At 42.3% G+C, this 23,821-nt stretch carries 18 protein-coding genes; 9 read left to right on the forward strand and 9 right to left on the reverse strand.

Annotated features, from left to right (window positions below; genetic code table 11):
- The first annotated feature begins 143 nt into the window (after positions 1–143).
- The 4 genes from ACM0OX_RS26765 (at position 144) to ACM0OX_RS26780 (ending at position 5,400) form a co-directional block, all read left to right on the forward strand.
- Positions 144–1,646 carry a NarK family nitrate/nitrite MFS transporter gene (locus ACM0OX_RS26765; RefSeq protein ID WP_414517968.1) on the forward strand — a complete coding sequence of 501 codons (1,503 nt, stop codon included), beginning with the start codon at positions 144–146 and terminating at the stop codon, positions 1,644–1,646.
- A 239-nt stretch (positions 1,647–1,885) separates the two neighbouring features.
- Positions 1,886–4,126: a molybdopterin oxidoreductase family protein gene (locus ACM0OX_RS26770; protein WP_414517995.1), complete on the forward strand. Its 2,241-nt coding sequence runs from the start codon at positions 1,886–1,888 to the stop codon at positions 4,124–4,126.
- Between the two features lie 303 nt (positions 4,127–4,429).
- Positions 4,430–4,888, forward strand: coding sequence for a phosphate-starvation-inducible PsiE family protein (locus tag ACM0OX_RS26775; RefSeq protein WP_414517969.1), 459 nt, complete (start codon positions 4,430–4,432; stop codon positions 4,886–4,888).
- Positions 4,889–4,947: 59 nt separating this feature from the next.
- A complete protein-coding gene (locus ACM0OX_RS26780; RefSeq protein WP_414517970.1) occupies positions 4,948–5,400 on the forward strand; it encodes a nitrate reductase associated protein in 453 nt (150 codons plus the stop codon).
- 37 nt (positions 5,401–5,437) lie between these two features.
- On the opposite strand, the gene ACM0OX_RS26785 is transcribed toward ACM0OX_RS26780, so the two are convergent.
- Complete coding sequence (locus tag ACM0OX_RS26785) at positions 5,438–7,588, reverse strand: PAS domain S-box protein (protein ID WP_414517971.1); 2,151 nt, start codon at positions 7,586–7,588, stop codon at positions 5,438–5,440.
- Positions 7,589–8,235: 647 nt separating this feature from the next.
- Between ACM0OX_RS26785 and ACM0OX_RS26790 the strand changes: the two genes are divergently transcribed.
- The 3 genes from ACM0OX_RS26790 (at position 8,236) to ACM0OX_RS26800 (ending at position 10,657) form a co-directional block, all read left to right on the forward strand.
- On the forward strand, positions 8,236–8,838 hold the full coding sequence (locus ACM0OX_RS26790; RefSeq protein WP_414517972.1) for a DJ-1/PfpI family protein: 603 nt from the start codon (positions 8,236–8,238) through the stop codon (positions 8,836–8,838).
- A 187-nt stretch (positions 8,839–9,025) separates the two neighbouring features.
- Positions 9,026–9,151 carry a hypothetical protein gene (locus ACM0OX_RS26795; protein ID WP_414517974.1) on the forward strand — a complete coding sequence of 42 codons (126 nt, stop codon included), beginning with the start codon at positions 9,026–9,028 and terminating at the stop codon, positions 9,149–9,151.
- A 123-nt stretch (positions 9,152–9,274) separates the two neighbouring features.
- Entirely contained in the window at positions 9,275–10,657 is a 1,383-nt protein-coding gene (locus ACM0OX_RS26800) for a PrsW family glutamic-type intramembrane protease (protein ID WP_414517975.1), read from the forward strand.
- Between the two features lie 383 nt (positions 10,658–11,040).
- Here the strand turns inward: ACM0OX_RS26800 and ACM0OX_RS26805 are convergent, their stop codons facing one another.
- The 4 genes from ACM0OX_RS26805 to ACM0OX_RS26820 form a co-directional block, all read right to left on the reverse strand.
- Entirely contained in the window at positions 11,041–11,688 is a 648-nt protein-coding gene (locus tag ACM0OX_RS26805; protein ID WP_414517976.1) for a hypothetical protein, read from the reverse strand.
- 147 nt (positions 11,689–11,835) lie between these two features.
- A complete protein-coding gene (locus ACM0OX_RS26810) occupies positions 11,836–13,410 on the reverse strand; it encodes a CHAT domain-containing protein (RefSeq protein ID WP_414517978.1) in 1,575 nt (524 codons plus the stop codon).
- A gap of 356 nt (positions 13,411–13,766) precedes the next feature.
- Positions 13,767–16,025 (reverse strand): protein phosphatase 2C domain-containing protein, encoded by a 2,259-nt coding sequence (locus tag ACM0OX_RS26815; protein WP_414517979.1) that lies wholly within the window; start codon positions 16,023–16,025, stop codon positions 13,767–13,769.
- Between the two features lie 589 nt (positions 16,026–16,614).
- A complete protein-coding gene (locus ACM0OX_RS26820; protein ID WP_094350943.1) occupies positions 16,615–16,974 on the reverse strand; it encodes an NAD(P)H-quinone oxidoreductase subunit M in 360 nt (119 codons plus the stop codon).
- 866 nt (positions 16,975–17,840) lie between these two features.
- Between ACM0OX_RS26820 and ACM0OX_RS26825 the strand changes: the two genes are divergently transcribed.
- Positions 17,841–18,125: an Npun_R1517 family heterocyst differentiation transcriptional regulator gene (locus tag ACM0OX_RS26825; RefSeq protein ID WP_094350942.1), complete on the forward strand. Its 285-nt coding sequence runs from the start codon at positions 17,841–17,843 to the stop codon at positions 18,123–18,125.
- 560 nt (positions 18,126–18,685) lie between these two features.
- Here ACM0OX_RS26825 and ACM0OX_RS26830 read toward each other — a convergent pair.
- The 4 genes from ACM0OX_RS26830 to ACM0OX_RS26845 form a co-directional block, all read right to left on the reverse strand.
- Positions 18,686–19,381, reverse strand: coding sequence for a response regulator transcription factor (locus tag ACM0OX_RS26830; protein ID WP_094328649.1), 696 nt, complete (start codon positions 19,379–19,381; stop codon positions 18,686–18,688).
- A gap of 276 nt (positions 19,382–19,657) precedes the next feature.
- The gene (locus ACM0OX_RS26835; RefSeq protein WP_414517981.1) at positions 19,658–19,786 is read right to left on the reverse strand and encodes a hypothetical protein; all 129 of its coding nucleotides are present in this window, start codon (positions 19,784–19,786) and stop codon (positions 19,658–19,660) included.
- 317 nt (positions 19,787–20,103) lie between these two features.
- Positions 20,104–20,232 (reverse strand): hypothetical protein, encoded by a 129-nt coding sequence (locus ACM0OX_RS26840; protein WP_414518002.1) that lies wholly within the window; start codon positions 20,230–20,232, stop codon positions 20,104–20,106.
- Entirely contained in the window at positions 20,210–21,562 is a 1,353-nt protein-coding gene (locus tag ACM0OX_RS26845; protein WP_414517982.1) for an N-acetylmuramoyl-L-alanine amidase, read from the reverse strand. Before ACM0OX_RS26845 ends, ACM0OX_RS26840 begins: the two co-directional genes overlap by 23 nt.
- Positions 21,563–21,727: 165 nt before the next feature.
- Here ACM0OX_RS26845 and dnaG point away from each other — a divergent pair, with 165 nt between their 5' ends.
- Positions 21,728–23,707 carry a DNA primase gene (gene dnaG / locus ACM0OX_RS26850; protein WP_414517983.1) on the forward strand — a complete coding sequence of 660 codons (1,980 nt, stop codon included), beginning with the start codon at positions 21,728–21,730 and terminating at the stop codon, positions 23,705–23,707.
- Positions 23,708–23,821: the final 114 nt, after the last annotated feature.

Genomic DNA, 23,821 nt, shown 5'->3' on the forward strand with positions numbered 1-23,821 from the left:
CTTTAAGACTTAACCTTCAAACTTTAAGACTTAACCTTCAAACTTTAAGACTTAATCTTCGACCTTAAAGGCTTAACCTTCAACCTTTAAGGCTCAACTTCGGCTACCTCTTCTCCCTATTTTATTCAATTAGAAAGATTGCAATGCTTAAAAACTTATTTTCGTTTAGCGATCGCTACCGGATCTTACATCAGACTTGGTTTGCTTTCTTTCTCACCTTTGTCTGTTGGTTTAACTTTGCCCCCTTCGCTACAACCATTGGCAGAGAACTACATCTAGCGCCAGAACAAATCAAAACTTTAGGCATCTGTAACCTCGCCCTGACAATTCCCGCACGACTAATTATTGGGATGCTTCTGGATCGTTTTGGCCCCAGAATCACCTACTCAATGCTGCTAATGTTTGCGGTTGTTCCTTGTTTGGCAACGGCGCTAGCACAAGATTTTAATCAACTAGTCATCAGTCGCTTGCTGATGGGAATTGTCGGATCTGGGTTTGTTGTGGGTATTCGTATGGTGTCCGAATGGTTCCAGCCGAAGGAGATGGGAATTGCTCAAGGTATTTATGGAGGTTGGGGCAACTTTGGGGCTTTTGGCGCAGAATTTGCCTTACCGATGATTGCAGTTTCTACAAGCTTTTTCGCTGGTGGTGCTTCTAACTGGCGATTTGCGATCGCATTTACAGGGATTATTGCAGCTATCTACGGCGTCATTTATTACAACAACGTCCAAGATACGCCCACAGGTAAAGTCTACAAAAAACCTAAGAAAAATGGTTCTCTAGAAGTAACCAGCATTAAAAGCTTCTGGGCGATGATTGTCTCAAATTTTGGTTTAATTTTCGCCTTGGGTTTATTGGCTTGGCGTTTGGAACAAAAGAATATTCACTTCCTAACTTTGAGCCAAATGTATCTGACTTGGTTACTATTAGCAGGATTGTTTGCTTACCAAAGTTACCAAGCTTGGAAGGTAAACCGAGAACTTCTAACTGGTAAAAAAACTTACGCTCCATCCGAACGCTTCCAATTTGGTCAAGTAGCCTTACTCGAATTCACTTATATAACTAACTTTGGTAGCGAACTGGCAGCCGTGTCCATGCTCCCAGCATTCTTTGAAAAAACCTTTGCTTTAGAACATGTTGCCGCTGGGATGATTGCCGCTACCTATCCATTCTTAAATTTGATTTCTCGTCCTAGTGGGGGCTTAATTTCTGATAAATTTAACTCCCGTAAGTGGACAATGACAATTATCAGTGCTGGCATTGGTGTTAGTTATTTGATGGCACATTTTATTAGTAGTAGCTGGCCGATTCCAGTAGCGATCGCAGTCACAATGTTAGCCGCTTACTTTGCCCAAGCTGGCTGCGGTGCAACCTACAGCATCGTCCCCCTAATTAAAAAAGAAGCCACTGGACAAATAGCCGGTAATGTGGGAGCTTACGGTAATTTTGGCGGCGTAGTTTACCTGACAATTTTCAGCTTAACTGACGCCCCAACCCTATTTTCCACAATGGGTTTAGCCGCACTAGTCTGCGCCTTTATGTGTGCCTTCTTCCTCAAAGAACCACAAGGTTCCTTTGCCGCTACATTTGAAAGTGAATTACCAGAAACCGCAACGAAAAACCCTATCTTCCTAACTGAAGAATAATTAACTATCAAATCTGAATTAGGTAACTTTACACTTCATCCTTCCATAACAATCCTAATTCCAGAAAATCTCCTTTTCTTCTCTCTGCGCTCTCTGCGTCTCTGCGGTTCGTTAAAAAAATTATGAAAAAACGAACCGCCAAGAACGCAAAGGAATAAGAGTTTTTGCGTAACACACAAATTTCTCAAACTTTCGCTAAATCTGAGGTTGCAGAAATCAAAATAACAAGTACAACTGCCATGAGTGAATTTACCAAAACTCTCTGTCCCTACTGTGGTGTTGGCTGTGGACTAGAAGTTTCACCCCCAGCCCAACTTGGCAAAGCAACTAATCGAGATAGCCAAGGAAATCCAACTTGGCGGGTGCGCGGCGATAAAACCCATCCATCCAGTCAGGGAATGGTTTGCATCAAAGGTGCAACGATCGCAGAATCTTTAGATAAAAATAGATTACATTACCCAATGGTGCGAGACTCCTTAGATCGAGAATTTCGCCGCGCTAGTTGGGATGAAGCTTTCGATCTGATCGCCAAACGCATTCAAACTATCCGCTTCACTCAAGGGCCAGAAGCTTTATGTATGTATGGTTCTGGTCAGTTCCAAACTGAGGATTATTACATAGCCCAGAAACTCATGAAAGGCTGTCTGGGTACTAATAATTTTGATGCCAACTCTCGCTTATGTATGTCTAGTGCGGTGTCTGGCTACATTCAAAGCTTTGGCGCAGATGGGCCTCCATGCTGTTACGAAGACTTGGAGTTAACCGACTGTGCATTTTTAATTGGTACTAATACAGCCGAATGTCACCCCATCGTTTTCAATCGACTGGAAAAATATCACAAAAAGAACCGCAAAGTCAAAATGATTGTGGTTGATCCCCGTCGCACACCAACCGCAGAAGCCGCTGATTTGCATTTAGCCATTCGTCCTGGTACAGATATCGACTTGTTAAACGGCATCGCTCACTTATTAATGCGCTGGAATTACATCGATACGATGTTCATGGACGACTGCACCAGCAACTTTCCTGCTTATGCTGAGGTGATTCGCCATTATCCGCCAGAAGTGGTGGCTCGTCAATGTGGAATCAGGATTGAAGATTTAGAAACAGCAGCTCGCTATTGGGGTGAATCGCAGCGCGTACTGTCTTTATGGTCAATGGGTGTAAATCAATCCTCAGAAGGAACAGCCAAGGTAAGAACGATCATTAACCTGCACCTGATGACTGGACAAATTGGCAAACCTGGGGCTGGCCCTTTTTCCCTCACTGGCCAGCCGAACGCGATGGGAGGACGGGAAGCCGGAGGTTTGGCGCATTTATTACCGGGTTATCGGGCGGTGAAAAATCCGCAGCACCGTGCAGAAGTTGAGGAGTTTTGGGGACTTAAGCCGGGACAGATTTCGCCGAATCCTGGTTTGACTGCTTGGGACATGATTACTGGGTTGGAAAATGATGCTGTAGAGTTACTGTGGATTGCAGCTACTAATCCCGCCGTAAGTATGCCAGATTTAGAACGGACTAAAAAGGCGTTGTTGCGATCGCCTTTCACTATTTACCAAGACGCATATTATCCTACAGAAACCTCTGCCTACGCTCATGTTTTGCTACCAGCAGCCCAGTGGGGTGAAAAAACTGGCGTGATGACAAATTCCGAACGAGTGGTAACTCTGTGTTCAGCATTTCGCCAACCGCCAAGAGAAGCGAAAGCCGATTGGGAAATTTTTGCCGAAGTTGGACGTAGATTAGGTTTTGAGAGAGAATTTGCCTTTGCTGACTCTGCGGAAGTTTATGCTGAGTTTGTCAAACTAACTAAAAATCGCCCCTGCGATATGACAGGCCTCAGTCACACGCAATTACAGACGCAAGGCCCAACTCAATGGCCTCATCCAGAAAAAAGTTATGAGTTAAAAGTTAGGAGTTATGAATTAGAATCTTCAACTCCTAACTCCTCACTCCTCACTCTTAACTCCAAACGCCTCTACACCAATCTCCGCTTCCACACTCCTGATGGACGCGCTCGATTTGGGGCATATTACTCCAAGGGATTGGCAGAACCGCCAGACCCAGATTATCCGTTTGTGCTAACTAATGGACGACTTTACGGACATTGGCATACGCAGACACGTACTGGTCGAATTGAAAAAATTTGCAAAATGCATCCCGAACCGTTTATCGAAATTCATCCCCGTGATGCTGCTCGCTTGGGTATTGTCGATAGTATGTATATAGAAGTGCGATCGCGTCGGGGTAAAGCGAAGTTTCCTGCTAAAGTGACAAAAGCGATCGCGCCTGGTACAGTTTTTGTCCCTATGCACTGGGGTTCGCTGTGGGCAGATAATGCCGAAGCCAACGCCCTCACCCATCCAGAATCTTGCCCCGATTCGCTGCAACCAGAATTAAAAGCCTGTGCTGTGCAGTTGATACCAATTTCGGTGGAAGTTCCCATCAAAGATTATCAACTCCAGTCCTCACAATGGTAAGTTGCAAAGTGTAGCTCGAAACTGGTAATTTTTAATCAGCAATAGGTAATTTCGTCAATAATCAATAGTCAATAGTTATTATCATTTTTTATAACTCTCTAGTTTTGGCTGTTACCAATTACTATATCTAAGGGGTCACAATCTCTAGTAACAAGAGGTTTGACAAACGGAAATGGTAAGTTATTTTATATGTGTAAGAGTTGCAAAACTGAATTACGAATTACGAATTACGAATTACGAATTACTTTAATCCTCTAGATTTATCTATAGGATTTTCTTTTATTTTAGAACCAGGTGCAGCAGATGAAAAAACTAGTGAGGCGAATTCTAGGAGCTACCAAAGATGAGAACTTCATGCACATCATTGAAAACATAGAAGTGCTAGTTTCTAAAGTTCTATCTATTTTTATGGTGGTCGTAATTTTGGTAGCGATCGCAGATTTAGGAATCTTTATTTTTAAAGAATTATTTACAATACCTTATGGGAAGTTTAACACAACCCTGTATAAAGTTTTCGGTTTATTTTTAAATATTTTAATTGCCTTAGAAATTCTAGAAAATATTACAGCCTATTTAAGAAGACACGTTTTTCAAGTTGAATTAGTGATTGTCACTTCTTTAATTGCTGTTGCCAGAAAAATTATTATTCTTGACTTAGAAAAAATTGGAGGTCTTGATATAATTGGTTTAGGTGTAGCTATTCTTGCCTTATCAATTAGTTATTTGATAATTCGTCTCAGTAATTCTAAAGATGCAAGTTAATTGAAGGAGGCAGGAGGCAACAGGCAACTGTATAATGAGCTAATTTTAAATACTTTCTTATGACAGATTTTTTTCAATTTGAAGCAGACTTTGTTGATTCTCTGCGTTGTATCCCCATGCAGGTGCGTTGTAAATTAGATACCTGTGGCATCAAGCTAAAACTGCCTGACTGGAATCAAATGACGACAGATGAACGGCAAGCTTTAGTCGAATTACCTTGCACTACAGAAACGGAAATTCAATCTTACCACGAGCATATCGAGCAATTAATCATACAACGCACAGGTATACCAGCGACAAAATTGCCCATTGAGCCTCATCCTGCATGGCTAGACTCTGCTACTGTACCAGCTAGCCTTCAGGAAAAAGCTCAAGAAATAGGTGTAACCCTGACACAGCAACATTGGGCAGCTTTAACGCCTTTACAGCGTTTTGCTTTGATTAAACTCAGCCAGCCAGGACATGAAAACAAAAACTTTAAGAGAGCGATCGCAGAATTTCATCTGCTTTAATTTACCATTCGATCGTAATTGTTGAATTCTCGTCTTCTTAATCTCCTAAAGGCAAGCTAATAGGAATCTCAATTTGAAACTCAGCCCCTTGTTCTGGTATTGATAAACACGTAAGTTTTCCTTTATGCTTCTCTACTATAATCTGATAGCTAATTGACAACCCTAACCCTGTACCTATACCTATTGGCTTAGTCGTAAAGAAGGGATCAAACAATCTTTTTAGTATATTCTCTGGTATTCCTGCTCCATTATCAACAAACCGAATCACGACTTTTCCTTGAGAAGATAGTTGTGTATAAATACGGATAGTACTTGGTGCTTCTTGCATCTGTTCAATAGACCGCTTTGCATCCCGTTGTTCTAATGCATCTAAAGCATTAACCAGAATGTTCATAAAAACTTGATTGAGCTGGCCTGCATAGCATTCTACTAAAGGTAGCTTGCCATATTCCTTGATAATTTCAATTGCTGGACGGTTATGTTGTGCCTTGAGGCGATGTTCTAGAATTACTAAAGTACTGTCAATACCTAAGTGAATATCGACGGCTTTACATTCCGCTTCATCCATACGGGAGAAATTTCGCAATGAAAGAACAATTTGTTTAATTCGGTCTGCCCCCATTTTCATTGACGAGAGTAACTTGGGCAAATCCGCCATTAAAAATTCTAGGTCAATGGCTTCTATCTGTTCTTGAATGACCTTGACTGGATTCGGATAATGTTCTTGGTAAAGCTCAATCAAAAGTAGCAAATCGTTAATATATTCGTTAGCAGGCTGAATGTTGCTGTAGATGAAGCTTGTAGGATTATTGATTTCATGAGCAACTCCAGCAACCAATTGACCAATAGAGGACATTTTTTCGCTTTGAAGCAAATGAGCTTGGGTGCTTTGGAGTTCTTTAAGAGCGCACTCTAAATCTTCTGCTTTTTGTACTAAAGTTTCTTCCGCAGCTTTGAGTTCGCTGATATCTCTTGCGATTGTCGAAAAATATTCAACTTTTCCATCAAGTGATTTGTGAGCAATAATCAGTTGGGATATGGGAATTTCTCGTCCATCTGCTTTTAAAAGAGCCGTTTCCCCAACCCAATCACCGACTCGAACTGATTCTGGTAATCCTTGATTCTGGATAATGTCATTTGCCCATTTCGGATGATTTTGGCACAAATTTCTCTCCTGAAAAGATTCTTTTTCCCCCAGTTCTAATATTTTGCGAGCTGCTTTATTAAAGTAAAGAACGCGCCCAGTTAAGTCAGCAGTGCTGATAAAGTCTGGTGCTGCTTCTAGAATTGCCAACAACTTCGCCTGTTCTTTCTCGGCTTGTTTATGCTCGCTAATATCACGAGATACACCAACAGTCATGATCGTTTGACCTAATTCGTTACGAATAGCAGATTTGATTGTATGGAATAGGCGTACTTCGCCATCGTACCGAGTTACTGGTTCTTGGGGAATTTCTAGGGTCTGTCCACTTTCAAATACGTAAGCATCATCTTTGATATATTGCAGGGTATGATCTGCTTCGCTGAAGGGTGCATCAATCATATTTTGCAGTTGTTCTTCATTCATACCGTAATAATCACGGAATGCCTTATTTGCCCAAATTATTCGAGATTTGGCACCTTTAACCAGCACCATATCTGTAATTGCATCAAGAATTTGCTGATAGGTCTTTTCGTTTTCGCGCAGAGCGCTTTCAAAAGACTTTACTTTTGTAATATCCTGCACTGTTGAGACAATACTAATTACCTTGCCATCAACGTTAGTTATCGGAGTGTGACACCAATCACAAATAATCACTCTTCCATGTTTTGTCAGGTTCTTACTGAGATTATTACCTCCTACTTTCTCTTCAATTAATAACTCCATTATTTTGATGAACTGTACTCTCTCACTTTTTGGCACAATTATTTCTGGTACCTGACAACCGAGTACTTCACTTTTGCTGTATCCAAATAGTTGTTCAGCAGCAGGATTCCATTGTATTACTTGAAACGCTGTATTCCACTCAATTAAAGGTAAAGGATTACGTTCTATAAGTAATAAAATTTTATCTTGCAACTGTTTCAAATCTGGCTCTACTAATTGATGTTCAATTTCTTGACTATTTCTACTGACTTCATCAACTTTTAGCACTTGGTTTACAGAACTATTGTTATCGGATTGAATGCCTTGCTGTTGAAAGTTCATCCTGTCTAACTGACTAATAGATTTGTTTGCTTCTTAAATATAGGATTCCCTGTTTTTTAGTTAATGTAACATTCCTCTTTCTAAGAATATCCATTTGTTGGGAATTATAGTAAAAATAAGACAATTTCAAAGACAGAAAAACGCCCCTTGCGTGTCTTCAAGAGTTGGCAGCTATATCCCAATACAGTTCAGTTAAGAAAAATTGTAGATTGGGTTAAACAAAGCGCAACCCAATAAATCCCAGGATAGGCAGTACTGATTTGCGATCGCCTATCTTCAACAAAATACGAACTGTATGATTTTAGTAGGTGACTAGTCTGGCGCTCAGATTGCGGCACAAATTACGACATCGATCGCCAATCCCATCTATGCAGACAAACTTTTTATCCGACCTGCTTTGCAGCCAAGCCAACTAAAGGCAGCGCTGCTGAATTGTGGAGGCTATGATATTAATGGCATTAACTATGTTCTTGTAAGATGCATTACATTTTGTTAACTTGCCACTCTGAAATTATACATGACAGCACAGTGATTGATGTCATGTATCAAAAACTCGTATATAAACTAACGCCAAAAAAAGCTGACTCTAAATTAATATTTACTTTATAAACAACTATTGATGACTAATAAGTGAGGGTAACAAATATATGGCTGCAAAGAAACTTTTGATGCTTGTTGGCGACTATGTAGAAGACTATGAAGTGATGGTTCCTTTCCAGGCATTGCAAATGCTGGGACACACTATCCACGCAGTTTGCCCCGACAAAAAAGCTGGCGATATGGTGCGGACAGCAATTCATGACTTTGAAGGAGACCAGACTTACAGCGAAAAACCTGGACACAATTTTACTTTAAATGCAACGTTTGCAGAAGTAGAAGCCACAAACTACGATGCCTTAGTCATTCCTGGAGGAAGGGCACCAGAATATCTTCGCCTCAATCAGCAGGTGCTAGAAATCACCCGTCACTTTGCCCAAGCGAATAAACCGATTGCTGCCATCTGCCACGGCTTGCAGGTATTAGCGGCTGCTGATGTACTGCAAGGCAAGAGATGTACTGGCTACCCTGCTTGTAGCCCAGATATCAAGAGTGCTGGAGGAATCTATGTTAATATCCCTGTCGATCGGGCAATAGTTGATGGTAACTTGGTGACAGCACCAGCTTGGCCTGCTCACCCACATTGGCTAGCAGAATTCCTCACAGTACTTGGAACTAAAATTGAACACCCAGAATTGACTACAGTTGTTTGAGACAAGATACTAGAAATCTTTTGGTTCACTTCATAACAGTTTCTTCCCCTACTCCCTACTCCAAAAGAGCTTTGGCAAAAACAACTGACAACAGACGACTAAAAATTATATATTTTTGAAATGGAACTAAATGCAGTAAAAAATACTATTTTTTAATAAATTGCAGTGGGTTTAATTTGCAGCTACGATGTCAAAAGTACAGCATCGAGACAATCTGATTGATCCGCCTAACAAGTCAGTTTTAGGGCAAACTCTCAGCAGATGGAATACTTCTTTACATGAGGTGAAACAATTTGAAATTTTGCACCAATAATTTTAAATTTCTTAGCAGTAAGTGAAGCTATAGTGGATTTAGCAATGCTGCTGCTAATGTGGCTAAGGTTAGTCCTGCTGCCAAATTATGTGAAGAATTAGTTTAGAAACGCACTTCTTATCGATGACAGGCAAAAACGCAAGACATAATGCATTTCTGCGGCTAGTGTCTGGTAATGGGGCAGCTTTGGGAGCAGAATCTCGCTACTCGCTGCCCCCCAGTAAAGAGATGGTAATTGGACGCGACCCCAGCTGCCAAGTTGTCTTGGATGCCATGATGTACCGAATGGTATCTCGTCGTCATGCAGTGGTTCGTCCCCTCTCTCTATCCCCGGATAGCAAATTTAGCTGGGTGCTTTGTGACTTGAATAGTGCTAATGGCACTTATTTGAATGGACAACGCTTATATGAATGTCAGGAATTGCACCCAGGCGATCGCATTTCTCTAGGTGCTGATGGGCCACAATACATTTTTGAATACGAGTATACTTCACTGACTCCGGCGACGACAGTGAACCAAATTACACCGTTGCCTTCGGCGACGAACTACCACAACCACACGCAATTAAAGCAGCCAGATTCTGTTAGCTTCACCCAGCTTTTTCCAATTATTTCCACTGGTAAAGATTTAACTAGTAAAGCTTACCTCGTACCGGGAATACTGACCGTAATTTTTGTGGTGCTGATGTTCGCTACAGTCGGTCGGCCCCAAGCTAATCAAGTGATCGTAGCAAGTTACATCGCCTTCGCGGCCTACTATTTTGTTTACCAGCTTTGCGGGAAACAGAAGCCTTGGTGGGTGCTAATGGCTACGTCATTGGGTACAATCCTGATTTTGCTCAGTCCGCTGTTGGATCTATTTATTTTCGTATTTCGTGGCATCCTGCCTGGAAGCTTGCCCACACCCCAAGAATCTATCACCTTCACAGAGTTGCTGGTGCGGATGTTTTTTGGCGCTGGGTTGATGGAGGAATTACTCAAGGCATTACCTGTACTAGCAGCTTTTGCCATCGGTAGAATGTTGTCTTCACCTTGGCGAGAACGTATCGGCATCTGGGAACCTCTAGATGGTATTCTCCTGGGAACGGCTTCTGCCGTTGGCTTTACTCTTTTGGAAACTCTCGGTCAGTATGTGCCTGATATCACTCAAAATGTCACGCAACAGGTGGGTATAGGGGCTGCTGGTCAACTGGCAGGTTTACAACTGCTAATTCCGCGAATTTTAGGCTCTGTAGCTGGACACATGGCTTATAGTGGCTACTTGGGTTATTTTATCGGGTTGGCTGTCCTCAAACCTAGTAGAAGTTGGCAAATTCTGTCTATTGGTTATCTGAGCGCCTCTGCGCTCCACGCTCTCTGGAATGCTACAGGATCAATCAATGCCTTGCTGTTGGTAGTTGTTGGAGTGTTATCTTACGCCTTTCTGATGGCGGCAATTCTCAAGGCACGGGCGCTGTCACCGACGCGATCGCAAAATTTTGCTACCCGATTTCTTGGCCCAAAATAGAGAGAGCAGGGCAGCAGCACTTCGGCTCCTTTTGACTTCGCTACCTCGGCACAAGTCCAGGCAAGTCCTCTGTAACCGAGGAGCAGGGGGAGATGGGAGAGAACAACCAATGCTTGAGTATTTACCTCTTGGGATAGATGGCCTAATTTGAAAATCAGCGTACTGTTAACCTATGGTGGAGCAAATATACTTACAAAAATAAAAATCATTAAACTTCTTGCACAAAGTCTTGATTTTCGACTATTCCTTTGCGTAAGGCAAACCAACATCTTTGCAAAAGACACCTCAAAACAGAGTAAACAGCAAAGCGCGGGTTACACGAACACAATGCATAATGAAAGCATAATGAAAACTTTTCCTATCCCCTACTCCCTACTCGCCATTCATACTTCAGACTGAGACTTGTTAAGTTCAGTAAAAGCATAAGAAGCGATCGCTAAACTAACCTTTGCTTTATCTACTTCTGATAAAGCTGTCCACTCGCTATTTTGAAGATTACTGAGTGCAGATGCTGCATTATGCGATTCGCTACTTCGCATAGCGTAAGCAAAAGGACGAGCCAAAACGATCAGATCCTCTGTTCCCCAAGCTGGTAGCACTGTCTGAACGCACTCAACTAGTTGCTCACTGATTAATTGGCGAGCAGCAAATATCTCAGCAGCTTTGCTAGCGATGGTGTTGAGCAATATTTGGGGGACACAGGCAGAAAAATTCATACGTAATGTTTCTTGAAGGTTAAGCACTACTGCCTGTTGTCGGTTATCATTGTGCTCGGATGTAGGAGTAATACTAGACCAAAGTGTATCTAGATGTCCGTAAAAATCTTGCGATCGCCTCATTAGTTCTTCATCAAGCAAATCTTCCATTCCGAACTGTTGTTCCAGTTCTTGAAAATAAGCTTCTGATTCCTCGTCACCTGGATTCCAGGGATAGTTAGTATCCTCTGGTTCTAGTAACGCTTCTAATAACTCTAAATCTACTTGAGATGGCAAAGATGAGAAAGTGTCTGAGCCATTAATTTTGTGAGCCATATTTTCTTACCTCATGATTATTTGGTGGTATTGACAGCTACAAGTTCTAAGAGGAGATTTCCGCAAAAAATGTTGATTTTTTCTCCAAAAAAAACAGATTTTAAAAGCTAATCCTAAAGACTCAAATTCATTTATGCAATAGCTCCGCTAGGAGTCTTCAATCACAAACTCCCAGGTTTCCCCTCTAGCACTTCCAAACTTTAACTGCATCCCCGATTTCAAAGGGACTTCCTCTCGGAGGATTTGTTGCCAGCCATTAGGGCCTAAAAACCAGGTTGTCCCATAGGTGGAAAAATCTTGCAAGTAATAAGTTCGCATTAGTGTAGCATCTGTAAGAGTGTTGCGGCAGAAGATTTCGGCGTGGCGTTTGGATACAGATGGTTCGGGGATAACAATATCATTATCTTTCGTGCGGCCGATGCGGGTAACTCCATAACGCAGTAGCCAGGTTTTACCTTTTGGAGTCAGCGATCGTAAACTTGCAGTCGGAAGCGAGGAACCGACCTCAGGAATGGCTGTATCTGGAAGTTCGGTAATACCTTCATCCAGATTTTTAATCAGTTCGCCATTAAAATCTGGATGCAGGTAGAGAACAGGCAAAGTCCAAGCAGGTTGATTAAATTTATACAGTGTTAACAACTCTTGCCTAGCCTGTGCTACGGCTTCATCAATTGGCTTGTGCGATCGCAAAGCTTCGGTAAAGGCTTGAATAAAACTGTGGCTTTCATGGTCAGCGATTTCATCGCGCATCCCCAAAACCGCAGGCACACCATGACGAATCAAGACTTCTGCTAGACTACTGGCAGGGATAGCTTGATGATTGATCGCAGCTGGTTGTGCGCCCCAACAGGCGTTAAAAACCGCTAATTTCACACCTGTACGGGTCAATGCTTGCGCCAATTCTATGCCATTGAGAGGCATATCTGGTCGCAAAAACAGTAACCCTCCGTCTGGGTCTGGCAAACCATGTCCAGCGTAAAAGAAAACATTGTATTCTTTGGTTTCTAATTCATCAATCAACTGTTGTGGAGTTGGTTGAATGAGTTGATTTACTACACAAGGTGCATATCTTTGGGAATTACCAGGCGTATCTACAAGAGCTTGCTGTAAGATAGCCGCTTCTTGTTCTAGTTGTAGCTTGTCATCATGACCTAAAACTAGCAAGATACTTAAAGCTTGGTCAGTTCGCAAATGCGGTAAAGGTTCAACTTCAGTACTGGTGCGACTAAATAGTAAATCTTGTGAGAGAGACATCGCCGATTGACCAGGCTCACGCTGCATAATTTCCCAAGGGAAAGCGATCAGATCCGGGTCGCGAATTTCTAGTCGAAAGCGCAAACGTGTATGCTGACCCATAGCAATACCGCGACTGCGTTCTAGACTACCAAGAATTTGCCCGTCAAATACCCAGCGCCATAAATTCATTCCCAAGTATTGCATCAGACGACTGCTGTAGGGACCAGTAGGTTGACCTGAAGGGGGTGAAATCCAATCTATGGGGAATGGGTTGCTCTTTTGAGATGTTGAGTTTGGAGAAATATCTAGGCGACCATGACCAGCAAACATCTGCTGCCATTCGTGCCACACTTGAGTGAGTTCAACAGGCCATACACAGTCACGTAAAACGTAGCCACTGGGATACGGAGCCTTGACCACCCAAATGGCGAAGTTGTCAGTGCCAGTGTTTAAGAGACGGGCGATCGCCAAATTCAGGGATGGCATGGATTCATTAAACTAAAAGCTAAAAAAATAATTTCAAGAGAAGAAGAAAACAGATACGCCAGAATTCGGAATTCAGAATAAATGAGTAAGGGATTTAAACCTGACATTAATTGTGTTACACCAAATTAGAGATATGGTGGCAGTTTTGAACTTTGTTATTCATCCACTAGTAGTACATAATTCATTCTGTTAGCGGTAGCGGGGCGTTTAGCCCATTTTGACTCCTGACTCCTAAATTCTGTTTTGATAACAATTCTCCAAGGTAAAAATTTTCTACTTTTTTTACCTTGCAAGTTTTTTACTCTGATTGTTACCTGTTATTATTCCAGGTTTTTACCAGTTTATCGAGTATTTGATTAAGTTGGACTGGTGTCAGATGGTTCGGTAACTGGCGGTTGCGTGACAGTTCTACATGGATTTGGTGCGTCTGATTGTAAAACAATGCCAAAACGGTTGACTTGGGAGGAGTTTAGCAATACTGTTGCTGGCAAAGGTTTTGAATTTGGTGGAACTGAGGTAGTTACAGCAGGATTATTAGTATTAGCTGGAATTTGTGTACTTTTATTAGCACAGACTCGCATAGACACCAAAAAACTCCCAGAAGCAGGATTTGGATTTGATTTTTTCTCCATAACTTCTAAAAAAGTCCCACGGGGAAGTGATTGGTTGTTTCCCAAGGAGATGTCATTATTAGTTTTAATTACCCAACCAGGAGAAAGATTAGCCAGCGATCGCAGTGTAGGTGTCGCTTCGATGGTAGGATTTTGAGTCTGTAATGGATTGGAAAAAATTGGAGAGGTTCCTCGCAGTTGCCTGACGAACAATCCTAAAAAACCTGCTGCTAGCACAAATATTAATGGAACTATCCACTGTAGGGGGAATTGGCGAGATTTAGCAGGCTCAGTGTCTGGAATCACCTGAGTTTTGTGGTTTGGGCTGCCTAAAACTGTCGCATCTGTTCCTCTGGATGCTAAATCAACAGTTTTGGCAGAATAACTCTGGGGAATCACTGCTTGGATGGTGATTTCTGGTTCCCAATATTGGACTTGATAGTGAACTAAAGCGACGGTGACATTATCGTGTCCATTTTTAGTATTAGCAATTTCGACTAATCGATCGGCAACAGTTGCTATATTTGCTTCTCCAGCTAAAATCGGCAAGATTTCTGTTTCCCAGTACTCTTCTACCCGATCGAAGTCACTCAAACCATCGGATGTGAGCAGGAAAACAGCATCTTCATCGAGCATAAACCGTCCCGATGTGGGATGCAATGAAGTGCTAGAACCCATCCCCAAAGCTTGGACGAGAGAGCCAGCGGCACTCTGTTGTACTGCCTCGCGGTAAATGGCATAACCTAGTCGCACTTCGCGGGAGGCGACATCATCATCAAGGGTAACTTGATAACAGCCGTGGCGTGTAATCCAGTAGGCACGACTATCGCCGACGTGGGTAATGTACATTTCATGAGCAACAGGCAATGCCATGACTAAAGTCGTGCCCATGCGTTGACGCCCTTGGCGATTTTCACTGTCATTGCGTTGACTAATTTTGTCATTGGCCATTGCTACTGCCTTATCTAGGTCATTCAGCAGCATTTCAGGGTCTATGTGGTCGTAAGGAACCTTTGTTAGTTGCTGTACCTGCTGTTGGATGGTTTCAATGGCTAAATTTGAGGCGACATTGCCACCCTCGTGTCCACCGATGCCATCACAGACAATTGCTAAGGCTGTTGGCTGGGGTGGTTTGCTCACTGGAGTTCCACTGGGGGGACTACAGGCATCTTCGTTACGTTGACGACTGGGCCCGGTGTCGGTTTTGGTGATAATTTGGATCGTGGGTGTTTGCGATCGCCCTAACCCAGCCAGTCCCCGATCTAAAACTCCGATTAATTGATCGGTGGAATTAATCTCTCCCTGAATTAAAGCCAGGCTAATGCGATTGACAAATTCCGCGATCGCTGGTTTGGCAGTGCTGACCAACTGCTGCCAAAATTCACCTAATTGGGGTAATTCTGGTGATGTGGCGCTGTCAAAACGCAATTCTAACAACCGGACTAACGATCCTTCTACCCGTAATACATCAGAGTCAAGTAAGCTAGAAGCGACACCTTCACTTACTAGAGGTTGCCACAGATGAGCTATTTGCCATAACCAATTTAGTTGGCGCATCGATGTTGCATCACGCCAAGCGGTGGTTAACTCGCTGCCCAAATGTACTTGTTGGATAGTGTCATCTACTAATAGTGGCGGTTTTTCTAAGAGTAATATTTCTCGGTGGGAAGACCCGTCAGCAACAAAAAGCACTCCATATACCTGCGGTACGTGTAGACGGTAAGGAATCAGTCTCAGGTACGCTTTTAGAGGCTGCAAATTATCTAACTCAGGCGTTAGCGCTAATAAACCAGGCTTCGTATCTAAAAGAAGAAATTTATCAAGGATTAAATAGCGATCGGCTAATATTTCTCCAGGGCTACCCACGCTTGGGCTATCTACCACAGCCCAGAGATAATTTTTGGGTAGAGGCGTCGAACATCGCTGGCAAAACTTGTGAGTCAGGGGGTTGGCAGCCTGACAATTTTCGTTTGGACAGTAGAGCGTTGCCGCGTCATTTTCCATAGTTTTCGCACCGATCAGCGATTGGCAATTTCTTTAATAGCATTAGTAGGGACAATCTAGACCGCTCATCTTTCTTAAACTTGACATACCCAGACTTTAGATGATGATTTTAGCTGGCGGATATCAGCAGGTGCTAATACTTTATCCGAATCCAAAAAATACGCTCCTAACTCAACCCTACAGCCTAATCATAGCTTCTATTGCCCTGTGACTCTCCATCGCCAAAGCAACTAACTCCAACCCTGTCACCACAGCATAACCCAAGCATAACTGCGCGATTTGTTTTTGCGAAATTACCCCATCATTAACAGACAGAGAATATTGGTATTTATTTAGTTTATAAGTAGGATAGCAAGAATTAACTTTAATTTAAGAATTAAGAATAGCAAATATTAATTTTGGCAAAAGTACCTGATAAATGCAGTGACTCTAAGAATCTCTTGAGAACTGCTGTTAGTGGCAGCGGCGGGGTTAGCCAGTGCTGAGTTAAGAAGTAGACTTATGAATTTTTCCACTCTAAGCCGAAACACTTTTAACTCAGCACTCTTTGTACAGAAGGGTTTGGGCAGCCCGCTACCAACTCATTGGCTTATTGTTTGTCGTCAATGGCAACTTGAGGGACTCCCATGCTGTAATTAGTAACACGGGCAGAAAGATTGTAGCTGACTTCGCCGAGTTGCAGAAGCGATCGCAGATAATGTTCTAAGTCTGACCCCACACGGCGCAAGTTGTAGTCCGTGAGGTCTGCGCCACTAGATGCTTCTACTAGTTCATCAAATTTTCGATAAATTTTTTGCAGTGCATCTTCATTCCAATTAAATTCGTTATCTGGGTCAACATCTAAGGTTAAGACTTGTTGACTAGGAACTAGATCGCCATCCCGGTCAATTTCACCTGCAAAAATGCGGATGTGCCGGGTTGTGGACTTGAGCAGCATCGGGTTATCCATAAAAAGGTGTAAGATTTGCGTGGATTACACTGAAATTATTGTAGACGTTATATCCGAGCTTGAATGCTTTCAATTTAAAAGCTTTGAATGCTGTTTTCAAAGGGTACATTGAATGGTCATAAGTAAAAATATCACCTTTACTGATGAGTTTGCTACTACTGTTATGAGTTGAAGATATATTTAACTGCTAGTACTGACAGTAGTCGAATTATTTTTCTGTAAAAATTAATTGATAGAGTATTTTCATTTAGTCTACGAATCTGACTTACTGCTAAGATTTTTGGGCTTGATTAAGTCTAAAAGACGGTAGGATAAGGCACTCAGCAGGAATAATTTGATCTGTGTACTTTTTTTATGGAGAACAAAAGTTTTGACATTAATAATTATGCCGAGCAATTTATCCTGAATTTTTTATCGCAAAAAACGTACATCAAGTAATTTCACGCAATAGCGCTACATCGACTGCTGGCTTTAAGAAACTCAAAAAAGTTAAGCGGTTTTACTTACGTATAAACACCAAAATTAGAGTAACAAGTCAAACTGTTATTGACGTTCACATAAAGTTGATGTAAAAACCTTTAAAAAGGTTGAACAACTTCTTACAGAAACTTTATTGTGTAGAATCTTAAAAACTGAATAATAGTTATGGCTTACCATAAGCTACATCTGGCACAAAAACGTCAAAATCTACACACTGAAAATCTAGCTTGAAAATACACCACAGGAGAGTGAAATGGAATACAAAGGTGATTGATGAAGAAAAATTCTTAATTCAAGCACTTTGGATTCAAAAGAGATATAAAGAATTTTGCTGGACATCTACCTCCTTACCCTCATGACAACCAAGTAAAGGAATCTCAATAGTTATGAACTCCAAAGCATTACCACGCCAGATAAATAATCTCGAAGTAGGTGTTTATGAGTGTGAAATACATCTCAAATTCCGGTTGATTGAGGAAAAGAGTCTATTGAGCGATCGCGAGCAACTCTTACAGGTGCTACTTGATGCTTTAACCGAAGGTTCTGATGACTTTCTAGAAACGCTCCAAGCGTCCGTTAAAGCCCAGGAAGTATCTGAGTTTAAAGCCTCGCCTCAAATGCGGCGTCAGCTAATGCGCTTGCGTAATGTAGCGGAAAATTCTCCAACCTAAAGGTGTAATTTAAGTAATGAAAAACGTGAATTGGGCATCAAATCAAATGTTGATCCCATACCCCCGTTGCCATAAAAACTAAGCAGTCAGTAGATTTCATCAAATATTTTGATTTCTACCTTGTGAAAGTCTTATTTAGCAGCACAAAGTCCCAGGAACAGTTTCCGCTATTAAAAACTTTGTAGCAAAGGGTACTGGTAGAATCTGAAAGCAAATTCAGCCGGGTGCATTTTACCGAGTTTTTATCAAAACATTGCAGAATAATAAAACCCTGTGTCTTTACAGATGGGGAATCGGATAACAGGCGCAAATCAAATGAAAATCTAAAGGACAAAAGTAAAATAAATAACCTTTATTTTAGCTTTTTGCTTAAGCTAAGTGCCTGATTTGCAGAAATACTTATGTTTTATCTATTACTGGTAGTAGGTCATGGTTTAGCAGCCAGTTAGCTATTACCGATTACGCAAGAGCAGGGGAGCAGGGGAGCAGAGGAGAAGTAGCACTAAGTCTTTCCCCTCTGTCCCTCCGCACCTCTGCCCCTTGTGCCCAATTCCCAATGCCTATTTAGCAAGGCCGTGTTCGAGAGCAAAACGAACTAACTCTGTACGGCTATTGGTACCGGTTTTACTAAACAAACGGCTGACGTATTTTTCTACATTACGGACGCTGGTTTCTAAGCGACGGGCGATTTCTTTGTTCATCAACCCTTCTGCGACCAAATTTAAAACACTTTGTTCTCTGGGAGTCAAATCAATTTTAAAAGGGGCTGGCGATTGGGAAATGGCATTTCTTTGAGTTAACAATGCCTTTATTTGGGCAATCTGATTGGCTAGTTCAGCAAGATCGGGGGTTTCAGCGTCATCTCCCGTACTCGCAGCCTTAGCAGCGCGACGGGCTAGCAAATTTTCGACTATAGCCACTAACTCGTCTGGATCGAAGGGTTTGGGTAGATAGGCATCAACACCAGCGTGATAACCTTGAATGCGATCGCCTGTCATACCTTTAGCAGTTAAAAATACTACCGGTAGTGCTTGGAAACGGGGGTCTTCCCGTAGTTGCTTCAGGAACTGATAGCCATCCACTTGAGGCATCATCACATCGGAAATCACTAAGTCAGGTGTATTCATCTGCATCCATTCCCAACCTTCAAGGGCGTTACTGGCGACTTGAACGCTGAAACCGCTCTCTTGCAAATAGTCTTTCACGGCTTCCCGTATCCCTGGTTCATCATCCACCAGTAACAATTGTGCTGACATTTAAAATTCCCTTGAGTTTTCCTTTTTCCAATTTAGCGAAAGTTGACAGCCATTGAACAACTTGAATTCACCTCTACCGCCTCTAAAGCTTTTAAAGTTAAGATTTCTGCCTCAGTCAACCCTTTAACGTCTGTAAAGATCGCGCCTTTATTGGGACGGGTTGGCCGCAAAATTGTCTAACATTTCCCTATAGCAAGATCCCAACAGTTAATGGCTTCATCCTGGCTACCACTGAGGTGAAGAGAGTTTTGCCGTCTGGGCTAAAAGCGATCGCTTTTATCCAGTCTGCTTTGTCACCTCTTCAGCATTCTGCTGCTGTGCGGTTCGCTTCAGGACTATATCTACCTCGCTAGCAGCATTTAAGAAGAGAATTTTCTTGCCAGTATTCGGGTGAGTGCGAACCAAAGGATGGGTAGCAACTTGTTCACCAAACTATATTTTTAGACTGCTGGAATCAAAGCAGAAATACTCAGTAAAATACATAGCAAACTTGTGCAGTTAAATTACGGACTAAGGTGATACTCCTGACAATATTGAAGAGATATACGAACTACGCCAATGGTTAATGCTTGATCGTTTTGACTGGCAAAAAGTAAACCAATGTTTACAGCAATATGCGGCTGGAGTATTTCTGTATCTCACAACGTTGAAATTTGCTATATATCCCCAACTATGAAGAACGTTGGCGAAATGGTGAAGCTATTGCAACTAAGTTTGTGGAATCAACGGTTAATCAAAAACAGCTGAAGCAGATCGTGTTTGCGATCGCGTTCCGCCCACCATAGGCGATCGCACTGTGCAGAACCTGAGTAATTTTCCTTTCCTGACTCAAAGAAGTCCTGCTGATTCATATAATCGTTTGAGCATTGCTGAAATCTTTGTACTATAATCCAAATCTGCTGACCACCGCCCTGATAGCTGATCGATTAATGGCGCAATCCCGCGTGTGACAAAACGAAACCTTGGATCTACGACTTCTTGTACCAAAGGTTCTAAACTGGCGTAAGCTTTCAAATGTTGGATGTGCGCCCTGACTCCAATTCTGGCACTTGGAAAAGATGCAGCCTCCGAACCGCCACCGATCGCACCTAAGCCTGCAAAGTTATTTTGCTCAGGTTTAATATCACCACCAAACCGTAAAAATCCCGTTTCTACACACATTTGGCAAAAGGCAATATCATAGTTCACTCCTTCTATACCTGCTTCTTCCCGATACAGTTTTGGGATATCAGGAAACTTTGTTAAGGCATTTTCATTATTGTTTCTGAGAAATAATTGTAACTGTACTTCGGAAGTATTCCCGTTCGACATCACCCGCGAAAATTGACCAGGGCAAACCATCAAATTCGAGCGCAAGCTGACAGTACGCGTTGCCGCATCCCAATTAACTGCAACATTAAAATCTCGCAGCTCGATCGCTTTGACATAAACTATTTTGTGATAGGTAATTTTATTGACATTAGCTGCTTTTGAAAGGTCAATTCGTAGAAGGTCTACTAAATCAATGGGGATGTAAGCATTACCATTAACTAAAACTCCTTGTTCTGTGTAACTTTGTCCATTAATATTAATATTAATAGGTGGATAATTTGCTTCTACTGGAGTTCCAGGAGTGGGGTCAATTACACGACTCCAAGTTACCAATCCATCGACAATTCCTAAAGCAAAATCGCGGCGACGAGTTTGCAGCAAAGCCCGATCCTCTGGATTGCTGAGAAACCCCACTTGCATCACCAAAGCTGGCAGCGTTGTCTGACGACAGAATGCTAAACTACCCAATCCACTATCTGTATCTGGCTTGACTCCCCGATTTGGTAATTGGGGTACGCGGCGCAACAATCCCACTAGCAACTGTTCGGCATTGCTCTTGCGATCGCTATTATTAGCAATGTAGAAAATGCTAGCCCCACGCACAGAAGGGCTGCTAGCCGCATTAGCTGCAATTTCTAGGGCGACATCACCCCGGCGACCGCGAGAATTGATCCAGGTGATAGTTTGGGCGGCGCTCAAGTCATCAGGAACCGCCAAAATTTCCAAACTCCGCGCTCTCAGTTCCGTAACAATCAAATCCCGCAGCAAAATCATTTCTTTTGCTTCACTTGTACCACCTGCGATCGCACCTTGATCTATTCCTCCCGCTTCTTTGCCTCCATGAGCTGCTGATATAAAAATACGCCCCATTTTCAGTATTTCCTCTGATAAAATTAAGTCTAAGCAATTCTATACATCATTCTTGGTCTAGCAACAAGAATATAATAGCCATCAGAAGCCAAAAGTCATTTATCCTTTGTTATTTCTCCAAAGTTAATGACCAATGACTAATGACCAATGACTAATGACTAATATATGCAAATCCCCCGCTTGCACCCAGACACAATTGAGGAAGTTAAACTACGGGCTGATATTGTAGATGTCGTCTCGGAATACGTAGTTTTACGCAAACGAGGAAAGGATTTCGTCGGTTTGTGCCCTTTTCATGACGAGAAATCTCCCAGTTTCACCGTTAGTCAAACCAAGCAAATGTACTATTGCTTTGGCTGTCAAGCTGGGGGAAATGCTATTAAATTTGTCATGGAGTTGGGAAAGCGTTCTTTTGCTGATGTGGTACTGGATTTAGCACGGCGTTACCAAGTACCCGTGCAAACTCTCGAACCCGAACAACGCCAAGAATTACAGCGTCAGCTATCTTTGCGCGAGCAGTTATATGAAGTTCTGGCTTCTTCAGCACAGTTTTATCAACACGCCTTGAGACAATCCCAAGGGCAAAAAGCACTTCAATATTTGCAATCTAACCGCCAACTTAAAGAAGAAACTATACAGCAATTTGGTTTAGGTTTTGCCCCCGCAGGTTGGGAAACTCTCTATCGTTATTTAGTGGAAGATAAACATTACCCAGTGCAAATACTGGAAAAAGCGGGATTGATTAAGCCACGCCGAGAAGGGGGTGGGTATTATGATGTATTTCGCGATCGCTTGATGATTCCCATCCGCGATGTCCAAGGGCGCGTTATTGCCTTTGGTGGGAGAACTCTCACTGATGAACAACCTAAATATCTGAATTCACCCGAAACCGAACTTTTTAGTAAAGGTAAAACCTTATTTGCCCTCGATCGAGCCAAAGATGGAATTTCTAAACTCGATCGAGCCGTGGTGGTAGAGGGATATTTTGATGCGATCGCTCTCCACGCTACTGGTATTAATAACGCCATTGCCTCACTCGGTACAGCTTTAAGCTTAGAACAAGTCCGGTTAATATTACGCTATACCGAATCGAAACAATTAGTACTCAACTTTGATGCTGATAAAGCCGGAACCAATGCAACCGAACGGGCGATTGGTGAAATTGCCGAACTGGCATACAAGGGCGAAGTTCAACTAAAAATTCTCAATTTACCCGATGGTAAAGATGCTGATGAATACTTGCATAGCCACACTCCAGAAGATTATGGAGAATTGCTAAAAAATGCGCCACTTTGGCTAGACTGGCAGATTCAACAAATTATTCAAGACCGAGACTTAAAACAGGCTACTGATTTTCAGCAAGTAACTCAGCAAATAGTCAAATTACTTAAAAATATAGCTAACAGCGATACACGCAACTATTACGTTTCTTACTGTGCAGAAATACTCAGCTTAGGAGATACCAGACTTATACCCCTAAGAGTCGAAAATCTGCTAACTCAAATTGCTCCAGCTGCGGCGACATATTCTAAGCCCGTATCAGCGAAGAAAGCATGGGGAAGTGGCAAATCCCCACTCTCCATTACTTCGGCTACGCTCAGTACAAGTCCCAACTCCCCACTCCCGATAGAACGTAGCCTTTTAGAACACGCAGAGGCATTATTATTGAGAATTTACTTGCATTGTCCCGAACAGCGTCAAATGATTGTTGACGAACTTGAGGAGCGAGATTTGCAATTTAGTCTTTCTCATCACCGATTTTTATGGCAACAGATTTTAGAAATTTCATCCGGTGATGGAGAGACGCAAAATTTTTCGTCTCTACCAAATTTAATTTCCCGTCTCCAAGATCGGTTCTTAGAATTTGACAGCGAAATTGGGTTAATTTCCCATTTATTTCATGTGGATGAAAAAAACCAGAAAGAAATACTGCGGACTCCGCAAGTAGTTCAAGCTGCGATCGCTTGTATGGATTTAGTGATGCTTGAAAAACGCTATCGTCACTTTTTGGAACTATGGCAACAAACCGATCCAGAAGCGGAACCAGAGCGGTATCAATATTATTATCAGGCTTTTTACGCTGAAAAAATCAAGCTTCAGCAAATAGACCGACAACGGTTATTTTCCATCACCGAGTTATTGTAGCCTTGCACTCACGCTTAACTTAAATCTTGATTAGCAGGAGCGCAAGGCCTTGCATTGGTGTCAACTTAACGTGAAAGCCAGCCTAAAACAAGCTTTTAGATATTGTCTCGTTTC

This window comes from Nostoc sp. PCC 9305 (assembly GCF_963920915.1).
Taxonomy (GTDB): Bacteria; Cyanobacteriota; Cyanobacteriia; order Cyanobacteriales; family Nostocaceae; genus Nostoc.